The sequence below is a fragment of the Pseudomonas lundensis genome (genome assembly GCF_002269125.1).
Classification (GTDB): Bacteria; Pseudomonadota; Gammaproteobacteria; order Pseudomonadales; family Pseudomonadaceae; genus Aquipseudomonas; species Aquipseudomonas lundensis_A.
Genome location: NZ_NQKI01000001.1, coordinates 151,080 through 166,075 on the forward strand (window position 1 = coordinate 151,080; position 14,996 = coordinate 166,075).

The following is a 14,996-nucleotide window of genomic DNA, read 5'->3' on the forward strand; positions in this document are numbered from 1 at the left end:
GCTCGGGGTCGAACTCCGTGTCAGGCGCGCGTTAAAAGGCGCGGGGCAAGCTCTTTGAGAGCGCGACGGTAGACCTCGCGCTTGAATGTCACCACCTGGCCCAACGGATACCAATAGCTGACCCAGCGCCAGCCATCGAATTCCGGTTTACCGGTCAAATCCATCCGCACCCGCTGCTCGTTAGAGATCAGGCGCAGCAAAAACCATTTCTGCTTCTGGCCGATGCACAGCGGCTGGCTGTGGGTACGGACCAAACGTTGCGGCAGACGATAGCGCAACCAGCCTCGCGTACAGGCGAGTATTTCTACATCTTCGCGTTCAAGGCCAACTTCTTCGTTCAGCTCACGGTACAAGGCGTCTTCTGGCGTCTCATCAGGGTTGATACCACCCTGCGGAAACTGCCACGCGTCTTGATTGATTCGGCGAGCCCAAAGTACCTGACCAGCATCATTTGTCAGAATAATCCCGACATTAGGACGGAAACCATCGGGGTCGATCACGGCAACAACCTCGCAAACGCATGTCGCCGCATTGTTCCACAAAGGTTGTGAAAGCAGCAACGCGCCACCCTGTCTTATGTGCACTCTTATTAAAAGACCGTATTCTTGTGCGCTTTCAACCGACAGCTCAGCGGGTAATTGCAATGCGTCTGGCTTTATTCGACTTGGACAACACCCTTTTAGGCGGCGACAGCGACCACGCATGGGGCGACTACCTGTGCGAACGCGGCATTCTCGACGGTGCTGCTTATAAAGCACGCAACGATGCGTTTTATCAGGATTACCTGGCAGGCACACTCGATAATGCGGCCTATCTGAATTTCAGCATGGAAATTTTCGGCCGTCATGACATGGCGCAACTGGATCAGTGGCACCGCGAATTCATGCGCGACTGCATCGAGCCGTTGATGCTGCCCAAAGCGCAAGCACTGCTGGCCCAACACCGCGACGCAGGCGACACGCTGGTCATCATCACCGCCACTAACCGCGTGGTCACCGCCCCCATTGCCAAACGCCTGGGCGTGGAACATTTAATCGCCACCGAGTGCGAAATCGTCGATGGCCGCTACACCGGCCGCAGCACCGACGTCCCGTGCTTTCGTGAAGGCAAGGTCACACGCCTGACACGCTGGACAGAAGAAAACGGCTACACGCTCGAAGACAGTTACTTTTACAGTGACTCGATGAACGACTTGCCGTTGCTGGAACGTGTCACCCATCCAGTAGCCGTGGACCCGGACCCCAACCTGCTGGCCGAAGCCAAGAAACGCGGCTGGAAGGTAATGTCGCTACGCGACTGAATGTAAAAGCCCCTCCTGGCAGAGGGGCTTGACGGGGTCAGGGCTCGTTTTAAACCGGCTTCGCGCCCATCAAACCTGCGATGGCGACAAAACAAACTGCGCAAAAAATAGCCAGTCCCAACGTGAAACGGGGGTGTTTGGCGACGCGCCCCAAACGCAGGCGATTGAGGCGTACCACCAGCCACACCCAACTCAGCGCACCCAGCAGGTATAAACAACTGCCCGCCAGCAGCCACAGTTGACTCAACGGCCAGCCCGCCAGATGCACCAGCCACCATCCGCTAACGGGTAATGCCAGCAAACACAGCCCCATCAATGCCCAGACAAAGCCCCAGGGGCGTCGTAACACGCCGCCCGACAGGTTTTTATCCCCGGCCCGGTAACGGCGAGTGACCACCACCAGCAACGCGATTGCGCAGACGAACAGCAGCAGCGTCGACACCCCATGCAACAGCTTCAACGCGGTGAAGGTTTCCATGTCATTGATTCCTTGAACGGTCCATTCAGCTTAGCGGCAATCAGCCAAGAAACAGCTGATAAGCCGGGTTATCACTTTCATCCCAATACGGGTAGCCGATGTCCGCCAATGCGGCAGGCACCAGATGGCGCTCGTCCGCAGGTACTTGCAGGCCCGCCATCACACGGCCATCAGCCGCGCCGTGGTTGCGGTAGTGGAACATTGAAATATTCCAGCGCCCGCCCAACTTGTTGAGGAAGTTGAACAAGGCACCCGGGCGTTCCGGGAATTCGAAGCGGAACAGTTGCTCATCACTGACTTTATCGGCATGCCCGCCCACCATGTGGCGGATGTGCAATTTGGCCAGTTCGTTGTCAGTCAAGTCCACCACCGGGAAGCCCTGTTCCCGCAGGCTCGCCAGCAGGGCGCTGCGCGGATCATTGATCGGGTGTGTCTGCACGCCGACAAAAATATGCGCTTCGCGCCCGGTGTGGTAGCGGTAGTTGAATTCAGTGATCTGGCGCTTGCCGATGGCCTGACAGAACGCCTTGAAACTGCCGACTTCTTCGGGAATGGTCACCGCGATAATGGCTTCACGGCCTTCGCCCAGTTCGGCGCGTTCAGCGACATGGCGCAACCGGTCGAAATTGACGTTGGCACCCGAGTCGATGGCGACCAGCGTTTGCCCCTTCACGCCACGCTGTTCGACATATTTCTTGATCCCGGCCACGCCCAGCGCGCCGGCAGGTTCGGTGATCGAGCGGGTATCATCGAAGATATCCTTGATGGCTGCACAGATCTCGTCCGTGCTGACCGTGATGACTTCATCCACGTAGTCTTTGCAGATATCAAACGTATGCTGGCCAATCTGGCCGACGGCCACGCCGTCCGCAAAAATGCCCACGGTCGGCAATACCACACGCTCGCCAGCGGCCATGGCGACTTGCAGGCAGTTGGAATCGTCAGGTTCAACGCCAATGACCTTGATGTCCGGCCGCAAGTACTTCACGTACGCGGCAATCCCTGCAATCAGCCCGCCGCCGCCCACCGGCACAAAAATCGCGTCCAGTGGCGCCGGGTGCTGGCGCAGAATTTCCATCGCCACGGTGCCCTGCCCGGCGATGGTGTGCGGGTCATCGTAGGGGTGTACGTAGACGTAGCCTTTTTGTTCGACCAGTTGCAGCGAATACGCCAGCGCCTCAGGGAAGGAGTCGCCGTGCAGCACCACAATGCCGCCACGCGAGCGTACGCCTTCAATCTTGATCTCCGGCGTGGTTTTAGGCATGACGATGGTGGCCTTGACCCCCAATTTTTTGGCGGCCAGGGCCAAGCCCTGAGCGTGATTGCCTGCAGAGGCCGTGACCACGCCACACGCGCGCTCGGCGTCAGTGAGGTGCATCAACTTGTTATAAGCGCCACGAATCTTGAACGAGTACACCGGCTGCAGATCTTCGCGTTTAAGCCAAATCTGATTGCCCAACCGCTCGGTCAGCTGGTTGGCGGCTTGCAAGGGCGTTTCAACGGCCACGTCATAAACGCGCGAGTTGAGGATCTTCTTAACGTACTGTTCGAGCATCGGAAAGCGTCACTGTGCGAGTTAGCAGGGACCAAGGAGTCTACCCCAGCGTTTACGCGGCCGACCACACGAAATGGGAGGTTTATACAGACCCTCCCCCTGACCCTCTTCTAAAAGGGAGAGGGAACTGAACAGGCGTGCTCGCTGAGCCAGACAGCAGCGCAAGGGCAAAGGGTCGCACCCATTGTCAGACCACGCCCACAGTTTGGCGCTTGCCCGTATAATGCCGCCCTTCTGTTTCCCTTCCCGCCCCGGAGCCCGCATGACCCAGGATCAACTCAAACAGGCCGTCGCCCAGGCGGCTGTCGATTTCATCCTTCCAAAACTGGATGACAAGAGCATCGTCGGGGTCGGCACCGGCTCCACCGCTAACTGCTTCATCGACGCACTCGCCCAGCACAAGGGTGCGTTCGACGGCGCTGTCGCCAGCTCCGAAGCCACCGCCGCACGCCTCAAGGGCTACGGGATTCCGGTCTACGAGCTGAACACCGTCAGCGATCTGGAGTTCTACGTGGACGGCGCCGACGAAAGCGACGAAAACCTGAACCTGATCAAGGGCGGCGGTGCTGCCCTGACCCGCGAGAAAATCGTCGCTGCCGTTGCCAAAACCTTTATCTGCATTGCTGACGCCAGCAAGCTGGTGCCGGTGTTGGGTGCATTTGCGCTGCCAGTTGAAGTGATCCCGATGGCCCGCAGCCACGTGGCCCGCGAATTAGTCAAACTGGGCGGCGACCCGGTTTACCGTGAAGGCGTAATAACCGACAACGGCAACATCATCATTGACGTGTTCAACATGCAGATCACCAACCCGGTGGAGCTGGAGCGCCAAATCAATGCCATCGTCGGCGTGGTGACCAACGGTTTGTTTGCCGCACGACCTGCTGATTTGCTGTTGCTGGGCACGCCTGAAGGCGTAAAGACCCTGTCCAGGTAATTCCTCGGGCATGAAAAAGCCGACGCATGCGTCGGCTTTTTTGTGCGCGGTGGTTTATCCGCGCTTGTAAACGATTTCCTTGGTGTCACCGTCACAGGTGCCAACCACTTTGCCATTAGCCGAAGCGCCTTTGTCGACGATCTCCAGCGAATAATGTGGAACACCTTTGGCGTCAATCTTGGCGGCAATTTCGCTTTTCAGCTCACCGCAGTCTTTCGCAGCGAAAGCGGTGCTCGCCAGTGCCATCAAACCGACAGCCACTAAAATCTTCTTCATCCGTCACATCCCCTGTTCAAAACAAAAAGGGTGCGCCGTGCTTGCGCAACGTCGCACCCAGACGGTGTAGCGGAGTTTATGGCAAACGGCCAGCTCACAAGTTCAAAAGGTTTGCACGACTCAGCTGCTGGCGATACGGAATCCGACCTTGAGCGTCACCTGATAGTGCGCCACTTTGCCGTCCTTGATATGCCCGCGGGTCTCCAGCACTTCGAACCATTCCATGTGCTTGATGCTTTTGTTGGCCTCGGCCAGTGCATTACTGATGGCGTCTTCTATGCTGCTCGGGGACGAGCCTACCAGTTCGATTTTTTTGTAGGTGTGATGGTCAGACATAACGTTCTCCATTTGTCGTAAGTCAAAGCCTAGCAGCGAATGTGCTGAATACTTGGGAAGCGATGCAAAAGGAAAAGTTCAGGTTTACTGCACTTTCTGAAAACGCCGCAGTCGGACTTAACACACACAGTCACTCATCAATGCAGGAGAGCCCAAATGGCTAGCAATTCTTTACGTAAAGCCTCGTTGCAAAGTATGGAAGCTGAGATCGAGAGCCTGCTTAAGTCTCTGGAAAGCCTCAAGGATGATGCCTCGGAAGAGTCCAAAAAGACCCTCAAGGCACTCAAAGGCAATGCTGAGAATGCCCTCAAGCATTCCCGTCATCTGCTGAGCGAAACTTTTGAAGAAGTGAAAGACAAAACCCGCGAGACGGCCATCGCCACTCGTGAATACGCCCAAGAGCATCCCTACGCGACTGCGGGCGTTGCCATCGGCGCGCTGGGCCTGCTGGCCGCTTACCTGATGTGCAAACGCGGCAACTAAACCGCGTTACGCGCAAGCTCAGCCTTGAGCCATTGCGCCAGTTGCCGGGCGCGCCCATCTGCGGCGCGCTTGGGCAGCCATAACGCCAGTTGCGCCGGGGTTTCCCCGAAACCCCATGGCGCAATCAGGCGTCCTGCCTTCAGATCCTCCGTAACCAACGGCTCAGGGGCAATTGCCACGCCCAACCCGGCGACGGCGGCTTCCAGCAAGTAATACAAGTGCTCAAACCCTTGTCCGAATTTCAACGCAGTTGCGTCGAGTGCCTGCTGCTGCGCCCAACTCGGCCATGCCTGTGGCCTTGAGGTCGTATGCAATAAGGGTTCGTCCAGCAAGGCGCCCGGCGGCGCATTGCGCAATTGCTCATAACGGACGAAACGCGGGCTGAGCACCGGCCCGATACGTTCGCTGCCCAGTTCATACACTTGCATATCGGCAGGCCACGGCGGTTCAGCGAATACCAGCAGCGCGTCGAGACCCGGTTTACGAGGGTCCAGATCGCCTTCACCGGCTGACAGGTGCAAACGCAAATCCGGCAAATCGGCATTCAACCGACCCAGGCGCGGGATGAACCAGCGCGCCAGCAAACTTCCCGAACACCCCAGCACAAAGGGCGCGTCGACATGGCTTTGCGTGAGTTCACTGCATACGTTTCGTAAGCGATCAAACGCCTCGCTGCTGGCATCGCGCAGTCGCACACCGGCATCAGTCAACCTCAAACCGCGGCCTTCCTTGACGAACAGGCTGACGCCCAGGTGCTCTTCAAGAACTTTGAGTTGCCGACTGACGGCGCCGTGGGTGACGTTCAACTGCTCGGCCGCCTGACTCACGCTGTTCAGGCGGGCGGTGGCTTCAAAAGCACGCAGGGCATTTAAGGGAGGAAGGTCGCGGCTCATGGTATCTGTGAGTTTTCCTGACAGGTTGCAGCGATCTTATCGGTTTTCATCCCGGTCTGTCGCGCGTAGAGTCAGGCCCATCGACCTTCGTACCTTTTCAGCTGGAGCGTCCCATGACCCAATCCAATTTGCGTAGCGGCCCTGATGCCAATGGCCTGTTCGGTTCATTCGGCGGCCGTTACGTGGCAGAAACCCTGATGCCGTTGATCCTTGAACTGGATCGTGAATACGAGCTGGCCAAGCACGACCCCGAATTCATTAAAGAGCTGGCCTACTTTCAGCGCGACTACGTGGGTCGCCCCAGCCCGCTGTACTACGCCGAACGCCTGACCGAATTCTGCGGCGGTGCAAAGATCTACCTCAAACGTGAAGAGCTGAACCACACCGGCGCGCACAAGATCAACAACTGCATCGGCCAGATTCTGCTGGCACGGCGCATGGGCAAAAAACGCATCATTGCTGAAACCGGCGCCGGGATGCACGGCGTAGCCACCGCCACCGTAGCGGCGCGTTTCGGCCTGCAATGCGTGATTTACATGGGCACGACCGACATCGAACGCCAGCAGGCCAACGTGTTCCGCATGAAGCTGCTGGGCGCCGAAGTGATCCCGGTCGTGGCCGGCACCGGCACGCTCAAGGACGCCATGAACGAAGCCCTGCGTGACTGGGTGACCCATGTCGACAGCACGTTCTACCTGATCGGCACCGTGGCGGGCCCGCACCCGTACCCGGCGATGGTGCGGGATTTCCAGGCGGTAATCGGCAAGGAAACCCGTGACCAAATGCTGGCGCAGGAAGGCCGTCTTCCCGACAGCCTGGTGGCCTGCATCGGGGGCGGCTCCAATGCCATGGGCCTGTTCCACCCGTTCCTGGATGACACACAGGTTGAAATCATCGGCGTGGAAGCGGCCGGGTACGGCATCGAAACCGGCAAACACGCGGCCAGCCTCAATGGCGGCGAGCCAGGCGTGTTGCACGGTAACCGTACCTTTCTGTTGCAAGACGACGACGGTCAGATTATCGACGCACACTCGATTTCTGCGGGTCTCGACTATCCCGGCATTGGCCCGGAACACGCGTGGTTACACGACATCGGTCGCGTTGAATACACCTCGGTCACTGACGACGAGGCCCTCGACGCGTTCCATAAATGCTGCCGCCTGGAAGGCATCATTCCCGCACTGGAAAGCGCCCACGCGCTGGCTGAAGTATTCAAGCGCGCGCCGACCCTGCCAGCCGATCACCTGATGGTGGTCAACTTGTCCGGCCGGGGCGACAAAGACATGCAAACCGTGATGCACCACATGGAACAATCCCAGCAGGAGAAACACTGATGAGCCGCCTGCAAACCCGCTTTGCTGAACTCAAGCAACAGAACCGCGCCGCATTGGTGACCTTCGTCACGGCGGGCGATCCTGACTACGCCACCTCGCTGGCCATTCTCAAAGGGCTGCCAGCGGCGGGGGCTGACGTGATCGAGTTGGGCATGCCGTTCACCGATCCGATGGCCGATGGCCCGGCCATTCAGTTGGCCAACATTCGCGCCCTCGGCGGCCATCAAAATTTGGCCAAAACCCTGCAAATGGTGCGCGAGTTTCGTGAAGGGAATAGCGATACACCACTGGTGTTGATGGGTTACTTCAACCCGATCCACCATTACGGCGTGGCAAAATTCATTGCCGAAGCGAAGGAGTCGGGCGTTGACGGCATGATCGTGGTCGACATGCCGCCGGAGCACAACAGCGAGCTGTGCGACCCGGCACAAGCGGCGGGTCTGGACTTCATCCGCCTGACCACACCCACCACCGACGACGCACGCCTGCCCAAAGTACTGACCGGCAGTTCGGGTTTTGTGTATTACGTATCGGTGGCGGGTGTGACCGGCGCCGGCTCAGCGACCACCGACCAGGTGAGTGAAGCGATTGAGCGTCTGCGTCGGCACACTGATTTGCCAATCAGTGTCGGGTTTGGCATTCGCACCCCGGAACAGGCGGCCGCCATTGCCCGTTTGGCCGATGGCGTGGTTGTCGGGTCGGCGCTGATCGACAAGATCGAAAATGCCGCCACACCTGAGCAGGCCGTGGATGGCGTGCTGAGCCTGTGCGCAGCGTTGGCTGAAGGTGTTCGCAAAGCCCGCGGCTGACCGGGGCAAACCTGCTGGCAGGTTGTGCCAGCAGGTCATCGGACGGATTTCCGCTTGTTGAGCACCCTTGCCAGACGGTCTCCCCCTTGCTGGATCACCGCCACCAGCACCACCAGCAACACAATCACGGTGAGCATCACTTGCGTGTCAAAGCGCTGGTAGCCATACCGATAGGCAATGTCACCCAGCCCGCCCGCACCGATGGCACCTGCCATGGCGGAGGAATTGATCATGGTCACCAGGGTGATGGTGAATCCGCCGACGATGCCGGGTAATGCTTCAGGCAGCAGGACATGCCAAATGATGTGATGGCGTTTACAGCCCATGGCTTGTGCCGCCTCGATCAGGCCGTGGTCCACTTCACGCAAGCTGACTTCTGCAATCCGCGCAAAGAACGGGGTCGCGGCGATGGTCAGTGGCACAACGGCCGCCCACACGCCGTACGTCGTACCGACAATCAGCCGGGTGAAAGGGATCAGCGCCACCATCAGAATCAAAAACGGGATGGAGCGAAACAGGTTCACGAACGCGCCCAACGCTTTATTCAGCGCGGGCGCCTGATAAATGCCGCCCTTGTCGCTGGTCACCAGAATCACGGCCAGTGGAATGCCCAGCACGAGCGCGATCAACGACGACACGCCGACCATCAGGAAGGTGTCGATCACCCCCTGCCACAAACGATCAAATGCCATAACCGACCACCTCGACCTGTTGTGCCCAATGTTGAGCGCGTTTACGCAATTCCTCTGCGCCCAGTGATACACCGCTGACACTGAGCAGCAGTTGCCCCAGCGCATGGCCCTGAATCTGCTCAACCCCGCCATGCAGCAAGCGCACCTGGCCGCCGAGTGCAGCAAACAAGGCGCCAAGGTCAGGCTCCTGCGCCTGCTGGCCCGTAAATCGCAGGCGCAGGATCACATCCGATTGCGCCGACACGGGTTGCGCGCTAATGCGCGCCTGCAAGCCTTCGGGCAACGCATCCTGTAGCGGTGCGAGCAGGGTTTTGCTGACCTCGTGCTGCGGGTTGCCAAACACTTGCCACACAGGGCCCTGCTCAACGATTCGTCCTTGTTCCAGCACCACCACCCGATGACAGATGTCGCGAATCACCGCCATCTCATGGGTGATAAGTACGATGGTCAACCCAAGCCGCTGATTGATTTCGCGCAACAAGCCGAGGATCGATTGGGTGGTTTCGGGATCAAGTGCCGACGTGGCTTCGTCGCACAATAAAATGGCAGGGTTATGCACCAATGCGCGGGCAATGCCTACGCGCTGTTTCTGCCCACCGGACAGCTGCGCCGGGTAAGCCGTGTGCTTGCCTTGCAGGCCCACCAGCTCCAGCAGCTCGCGGACTTTTTGCTCACGTTGCAATTTGGGAACGCCAGCCACTTTCAGCGGCAGCTCCACGTTCTGCCACACGGTCTTGGCGGACATCAGGTTGAAGTGCTGGAAGATCATGCCGATCTGCCTGCGCAACGCCACCAGCGCGTTTTCATCAAACCCGCCAATGTCGACCTGATCAATCAGCACGCGGCCGCTGCTGGGCTGTTCAAGGCGGTTGATGGTGCGAATCAACGACGATTTACCCGCACCACTGCGGCCGATGATGCCGAAGATCTCCCCGCGTTGAATCGCCAGGTCGATGCCCTTGAGCGCATCCACCGGGCCTTGGCGTCCGTCATAGGTTTTGCCCACGCCGATAAAACGCACATGGGCGCGGCTTAATTCAGGGTGCAATTGAGTCTGGGTCGCACTGGGCGGCTGGACGTCGAGCCGCCCCGTGCGAGCAATGGCCACGCTCATGATCAGCCTCCCCAGCCCGGCTGGTACAAGGTGCCGTAGGTTTCATCCAGCGAGGCCTTGACCACCGGCGAGTGCTGATAAATGTCCACGAATTTGGCGATGCGCGGATCGTCCTTGTTCTGCGGTTTGATGACGAACTGAATCACGTACTCCGGGTGATCGAGACCATCAAACAGCAGGGCGGATTGTGCATCGAACGTTTTGGCCAGACGGATGTAAGCCGGATATCCCTGGACCAAATCGGCGTCATCGTACGCGCGCACCAATTGCACGGCCTCGACTTGCAAAATATTGATTTTTTTCGGGTTGGCGGTGATGTCGGCTTCGGTGGCTTTGTAACCGACACCCGGTTTGAGCGTAATCAATCCCGCCTTGGCCAGTAACTGCAGACCGCGACCGCTGTTGATCGGGTCATTGGCGATCGCCACTGTGGCACCTGCGGGTAGGGCTTCCAGGCTTTTGTACTTTTTGGAGTACAAACCGATGTTGTTGATGATCCCCGGTTTGAACGGCACCAGATCACTGCCGGATGCTGCGTTGGCGTTTTCCAGAAATGGAATGTGCTGGAAATAGTTAATGTCGATATCGCCCGCGGCCAGTGCGGTGTTGGGCACGATCCAGTCCGTGAACTCTACCAGCTCCACCTTCAGACCCTGTTTGTCAGCTTCAGCGACGGCTTTTTCCAGCGGCATGGCAAAAGCGGCCGTCGTGCCGACCTTGAGCGGGCTATCGGCGGCGTGGGTAAATCCGCTGAGCAGACCGAGGGCTAACACCAGTGCGTTGACTGGGTGAGTGATGTGTTTTTTATTCATGGGTAGGTTCCAGTCAAGGGGTGAAATTCAGTGACGCTGCTTCAAGCGCTGTGGCGGTAACCCGCGCCGGTGTGGCGTTGGGGCAAGTGCGCATCGCCTTCGGTAAACAGTTTTTGACGCAGGCTGCCGTGGTCGTAGGCCGTCTTGTACGAACCCCGGCGCTGCAGTTCGGGAATCACCCACTTGATGAAGTCCTCGTAACTTTCGGGAGTGACAATGCGGGTCAGGTTGAAGCCGTCTAGGCCGGTTTCAGCAATCCACGATTCCAGCTCATCGGCTACTTGTTCCGGTGAACCCACCACGGTCATGTAGCGACCGCCCAACGCGTGCTGTTCGAGCAGTTTGCGACGTGTCCAATCGTTGGTTTGCAGCACCTGGGTGGCGGACTGAATGGCGTTGCTCTTGACGTACTGGATCGGTTCGTCCAGTTCGTAGTCCGAGAAGTCGATGCCCGTGGAGCTGGAGAAATGCGCCACACCGGCTTCGGCGCTGGCAAAGCTCAGGTATTCCTCGCGTTTGGCGCGCGCCTGTTGCTCAGTCGGCGCGACGATCACGTTGAGCCCCATGAACACCTTGATGTCATCCGGGTTGCGCCCGGCCGCCTCGGCGCTGGCACGCACTTTATCGACCTGCTGCCGGGTCGCCGCTTTGGTCTGACCGCTGATGAACACGCATTCAGCGTGGCGTCCGGCGAAGGCCAGACCACGATCGGAGCTGCCTGCCTGAAACAGCACCGGCGTGCGCTGGGGCGAGGGCTCGCACAAGTGATAGCCCTCCACCTGATAGAACTCGCCGTGGTGCTTCACCTTGTGCACCTTCTCCGGCCGGGCATAGATGCGCTGCGCCGGATCGTTAATCACCGCGCCGTCTTCCCAACTGCCTTCCCACAGTTTGTAGAGCACCTCAAGGTATTCGTCGGCCTGGTCATAACGGCGGTCATGCTCAACTTGTTCCTTCAACCCCATCGCCTTGGCAGCGCTGTCGAGGTAGCCGGTTACGATGTTCCAGCCCACCCGGCCGCGACTCAGGTGGTCCAGTGTCGACATGCGACGCGCGAATAAATACGGCGGTTCGTAAGTCAGATTCGCCGTCAGACCAAACCCAAGGTGTTTGGTGACCGCTGCCATCGCCGAAACCAACAACAAAGGGTCATTGACCGGCAATTGAATCGACTCTTTGAGCGGCACATCCACCGACTGCTGATACACGTCGTACACGCCGACGATGTCCGCAATAAACAGGCCGTCAAAAAGCCCGCGCTCCAGCAACTGCGCCAGTTCTGTCCAGTACTGGAGGGTATTGAATTGAGTGGAGTTATCCCGCGGATGCGTCCACAGCCCATGGTTGATATGGCCAATGCAATTCATGTTGAAGGCATTGAGCAGGATTTTCTTCTTGGCCATCAGATGGTCCCCCGCCGTGGTGGGTTTTCATCATTGAGGTAGTAATTGCCCACAGCGTGATACTTCCAGCGCACCGGATCATGCAGGGTGTGCACCCGGGCGTTACGCCAGTGGCGGTCCAGCCCGTGCTCGGCCAGGGTTGCCTGGCTACCCGCCAGTTCAAACAACGTACTGCCGGCGGCCAGGGAAATCTCCGTGCTCAAGGCGCGCACCTCGGCCACGGCGATAGATGCGGCGGCCACTGTCTGCGCGTTCGGGTTGGCCTGGGCAATATCAAGGAACTCCCCGGCCCGCTCCAGCAGGGCTTCGGTTGCACTCAGGCGCACGCTCAGGTGACCAAAACTTTTGAGGGTCAACGGGTCTTCGCTGGCGATGTCGGTGGTGGCGTCGATCCACGGGCGGGTTTTGGTGCGCACAAAGTGCAACGCGTCTTCATAAGCTGCCCGTGCAATACCGGTGTCGATGGCCGCATGAAGGATCTGCGCCAGAGGGCCAACCGTCGTCGGACGTTCGAAAGCGCTTTGGAACGGAATCACGTCTTCAGCGGCCACAAACACGTTGTCGAACACCACCGAACCACTGCCAGTGGTGCGCTGGCCGAAGCCACTCCAGTCATCAATCACGGTCAGTCCATCGCTGTCACGTGGCACAAACGCCAGATGCTGCACACCGTCGTCATCGACGACAGAGGTCGGAATGCGCTGCGCATACAGCGCGCCCGTGGCGTAAAACTTGCGCCCGGTAATGCGGAAACCATGCTCGGCCTTGGCCAGATGAGTGGTGCGCTCATGGGCGTTTTTGGTACCCAGCTCTGCCAGCGCATTGCCGAAACGCTTGCCCGCGAGGACCTCTTCGTAGAAACGCTGCTGTTGCTGCGGCTGACCATTTACACGCAGGACTTCAAGTGCATAAAAATGGTTTTGCGGGATTTGCCCGAGCGAGCTGTCGGCAGCCGAAATCAAGGCAATCACGCTGGCCAGCGTGGTCGTTGAAACCCCCGCACCGCCATAGGCTTTGGGCACGGAAATGCCCCACAGGCCGGTGCGGGAAAACAGTTCGAGTTCATCATGCGGCAAGCGCCGTTCGCGGTCGCGCAGGGCGCTGTCGCGCTTCAGGATGGTAGCCAGCTCACGTGCTACGCTCAGGGCCTCGGTGTCGCTGCGCAGCACCGGGACCTGTTGGGATGTCAGTGACATGGTTCTCTCCAGCGTCAGATCCAGGAATGCCGGGCAGGCAAGGTGCCGTTCAGGCGGTAGGCGCCGATGGCGTGGTATTTCCAGCGCACGGGGTCGTGAAGCGTGTGAACGCGGGCGTTACGCCAATGCCGGTCAAGGTTGAACTCCGCCAGGGTGGCGCGGCTGCCGGATAGCTCGAAGAGCTTTTCGCTGGCCAATAACGAGAGTTCGGTGCTCAGGACTTTGGCTTCGGCCACGGCAATTGAGGCCCGAGCGGCTGCCTGAGCGTCGACGGGGTAGGCGCTGACGTCATCCAGCACGCGTGCGGCCTTACGCAGCAGCGCTTCGGCGGCATGCAACTCAATGCTGAGCTTGCCAATGTCAGCGACCACATACGGATCATCGCTGTTGCGCTCAACGTTGGCGTCAATCCACGGGCGAGAGCGTTCGCGTACGAAACGGATAGTGTCGGCAATGGCTTCGCGGGCGATGCCCAGGTCAATGGCCGCCTGAACCAGCTGCGACACCGCGCCTTGAATATTCGGGCTTTCGTTAATGCGCCAGTTGTCGACCACCAGGTCAGCGTCAACGCGCACATTGTTGAGCAGCACGGTGCCACTGGCGGTCGTGCGTTGACCAAAGCCTGACCAGTCGTCCACCACGCGTAAACCCGGCGTTGCACGCTGCACAAAGGCAATGACTTGCTTGCCTTCGTCGTTTAGCGCTTTGACGGCAATCCAGTGGGCAAACAACGCGCCGGTCGAGTAAAACTTCTGACCGTTGATAACGAACGCATCACCCTCAGCCGTGATTCGCGCTTTGAGGTCGAGGGTATTTTTACTGCCGCGCTCCGGGCCGGCATTCCCGATGCGCCCCCCCTTCAGCACGCGACTAAACAGCTGCTCTTTTTGAGCCTGAGTTGCCGTATTCAGCACCAGGTTCAGGATTCCGACCTGATTTTGCGGGATCTGCCCGAGTGCCGGGTCGGCTGCCGAGATGATCGCAAAGACTTCGGCCAAGGTGACATAAGACACCTGAGGGCCGCCAAACTCGCGGGGAATGGTAATACTGCCCAAACCACTTTGGGTGAACGCCTCGATCTGGGACCACGGCAGTTGGCGTTGCCGGTCACGCTTGGCAGCCTGTTCGCGGGCCACCGCAGCCAGGGCGTGCGCAGCTTCAAGGGCTTCATTATCCGTACGCAGAATGTGCGCAGATAACAACAAAGGCGCGACGTCCTGGTCGCTGTGCAAATGTGCATTAGCCAAATCAGACATTAGTACCGCTCCTTGGCTGCACCCAATGCCCTGGCGTTACGCACAAGGGTGATTGTGTTACTGACCATACCTACCTCGCATCTCATGGGAGCGCCATTCAAACGGCGCGGGTAATCACTAGAGAG

General features: G+C 58.9%; 17 protein-coding genes. 5 read left to right on the forward strand and 12 right to left on the reverse strand.

Translation table 11 applies throughout. The annotated features are described in order from the left end of the window. Positions 1 to 20: 20 nt before the first annotated feature. Positions 21 to 500: an RNA pyrophosphohydrolase gene (locus tag CJF39_RS00700; protein ID WP_047278492.1), complete on the reverse strand. Its 480-nt coding sequence runs from the start codon at positions 498 to 500 to the stop codon at positions 21 to 23. Between the two features lie 143 nt (positions 501 to 643). On the opposite strand from CJF39_RS00700, the gene CJF39_RS00705 reads away from it, so the two are divergent. After that, positions 644 to 1,300 (forward strand): HAD family hydrolase, encoded by a 657-nt coding sequence (locus tag CJF39_RS00705; protein ID WP_094991697.1) that lies wholly within the window; start codon positions 644 to 646, stop codon positions 1,298 to 1,300. Positions 1,301 to 1,349: 49 nt separating this feature from the next. Here the strand turns inward: CJF39_RS00705 and CJF39_RS00710 are convergent, their stop codons facing one another. Then, entirely contained in the window at positions 1,350 to 1,778 is a 429-nt protein-coding gene (locus CJF39_RS00710) for a DUF2269 family protein (RefSeq protein ID WP_094991698.1), read from the reverse strand. A gap of 40 nt (positions 1,779 to 1,818) precedes the next feature. Continuing rightward, entirely contained in the window at positions 1,819 to 3,333 is a 1,515-nt protein-coding gene (gene ilvA / locus CJF39_RS00715) for a threonine ammonia-lyase, biosynthetic (protein WP_094991699.1), read from the reverse strand. Positions 3,334 to 3,595: 262 nt separating this feature from the next. Between ilvA and rpiA the strand changes: the two genes are divergently transcribed. Then, the gene (gene rpiA, locus CJF39_RS00720; protein WP_094991700.1) at positions 3,596 to 4,267 is read left to right on the forward strand and encodes a ribose-5-phosphate isomerase RpiA; all 672 of its coding nucleotides are present in this window, start codon (positions 3,596 to 3,598) and stop codon (positions 4,265 to 4,267) included. 54 nt (positions 4,268 to 4,321) lie between these two features. Here rpiA and CJF39_RS00725 read toward each other — a convergent pair whose 3' ends face one another. After that, a complete protein-coding gene (locus CJF39_RS00725; RefSeq protein WP_094991701.1) occupies positions 4,322 to 4,543 on the reverse strand; it encodes a DUF1161 domain-containing protein in 222 nt (73 codons plus the stop codon). Positions 4,544 to 4,663: 120 nt separating this feature from the next. Further along, a complete protein-coding gene (locus CJF39_RS00730; protein WP_047278502.1) occupies positions 4,664 to 4,879 on the reverse strand; it encodes a dodecin in 216 nt (71 codons plus the stop codon). A 156-nt stretch (positions 4,880 to 5,035) separates the two neighbouring features. Between CJF39_RS00730 and CJF39_RS00735 the strand changes: the two genes are divergently transcribed. Further along, on the forward strand, positions 5,036 to 5,362 hold the full coding sequence (locus CJF39_RS00735) for a DUF883 family protein (RefSeq protein WP_047278504.1): 327 nt from the start codon (positions 5,036 to 5,038) through the stop codon (positions 5,360 to 5,362). On the opposite strand, the gene CJF39_RS00740 is transcribed toward CJF39_RS00735, so the two are convergent. Further along, positions 5,359 to 6,255 carry a LysR family transcriptional regulator gene (locus CJF39_RS00740; protein ID WP_094991702.1) on the reverse strand — a complete coding sequence of 299 codons (897 nt, stop codon included), beginning with the start codon at positions 6,253 to 6,255 and terminating at the stop codon, positions 5,359 to 5,361. The two genes, CJF39_RS00735 and CJF39_RS00740, sit on opposite strands and share 4 nt — an antisense overlap. Before the next feature lie 113 nt (positions 6,256 to 6,368). On the opposite strand from CJF39_RS00740, the gene trpB reads away from it, so the two are divergent. Together trpB and trpA are read left to right on the forward strand one after the other, a co-directional pair. Next, entirely contained in the window at positions 6,369 to 7,589 is a 1,221-nt protein-coding gene (gene trpB, locus CJF39_RS00745) for a tryptophan synthase subunit beta (protein ID WP_094991703.1), read from the forward strand. Beyond that, the gene (trpA, locus tag CJF39_RS00750) at positions 7,589 to 8,398 is read left to right on the forward strand and encodes a tryptophan synthase subunit alpha (RefSeq protein ID WP_094991704.1); all 810 of its coding nucleotides are present in this window, start codon (positions 7,589 to 7,591) and stop codon (positions 8,396 to 8,398) included. Before trpB ends, trpA begins: the two co-directional genes overlap by 1 nt. A 35-nt stretch (positions 8,399 to 8,433) precedes the next feature. Here trpA and CJF39_RS00755 read toward each other — a convergent pair whose 3' ends face one another. The 6 genes from CJF39_RS00755 to CJF39_RS00780 are packed head-to-tail and all read right to left on the reverse strand — an operon-like array spanning position 8,434 to position 14,871. Continuing rightward, positions 8,434 to 9,090: a methionine ABC transporter permease gene (locus CJF39_RS00755; protein ID WP_094991705.1), complete on the reverse strand. Its 657-nt coding sequence runs from the start codon at positions 9,088 to 9,090 to the stop codon at positions 8,434 to 8,436. Further along, complete coding sequence (locus tag CJF39_RS00760; protein WP_094991706.1) at positions 9,080 to 10,204, reverse strand: methionine ABC transporter ATP-binding protein; 1,125 nt, start codon at positions 10,202 to 10,204, stop codon at positions 9,080 to 9,082. The genes CJF39_RS00755 and CJF39_RS00760 overlap by 11 nt, the downstream gene beginning before the upstream one ends. A gap of 2 nt (positions 10,205 to 10,206) precedes the next feature. Further along, positions 10,207 to 11,016, reverse strand: a complete 810-nt coding sequence (locus CJF39_RS00765; RefSeq protein ID WP_094991707.1) for a MetQ/NlpA family ABC transporter substrate-binding protein — start codon at positions 11,014 to 11,016, stop codon at positions 10,207 to 10,209. 41 nt (positions 11,017 to 11,057) lie between these two features. Continuing rightward, entirely contained in the window at positions 11,058 to 12,419 is a 1,362-nt protein-coding gene (locus CJF39_RS00770; RefSeq protein ID WP_094991708.1) for an LLM class flavin-dependent oxidoreductase, read from the reverse strand. Further along, positions 12,419 to 13,615, reverse strand: a complete 1,197-nt coding sequence (locus tag CJF39_RS00775) for an SfnB family sulfur acquisition oxidoreductase (RefSeq protein ID WP_094991709.1) — start codon at positions 13,613 to 13,615, stop codon at positions 12,419 to 12,421. The genes CJF39_RS00770 and CJF39_RS00775 overlap by 1 nt, the downstream gene beginning before the upstream one ends. Positions 13,616 to 13,629: 14 nt before the next feature. Further along, complete coding sequence (locus CJF39_RS00780) at positions 13,630 to 14,871, reverse strand: SfnB family sulfur acquisition oxidoreductase (RefSeq protein WP_094991710.1); 1,242 nt, start codon at positions 14,869 to 14,871, stop codon at positions 13,630 to 13,632. Between the last annotated feature and the right edge of the window lie 125 nt (positions 14,872 to 14,996).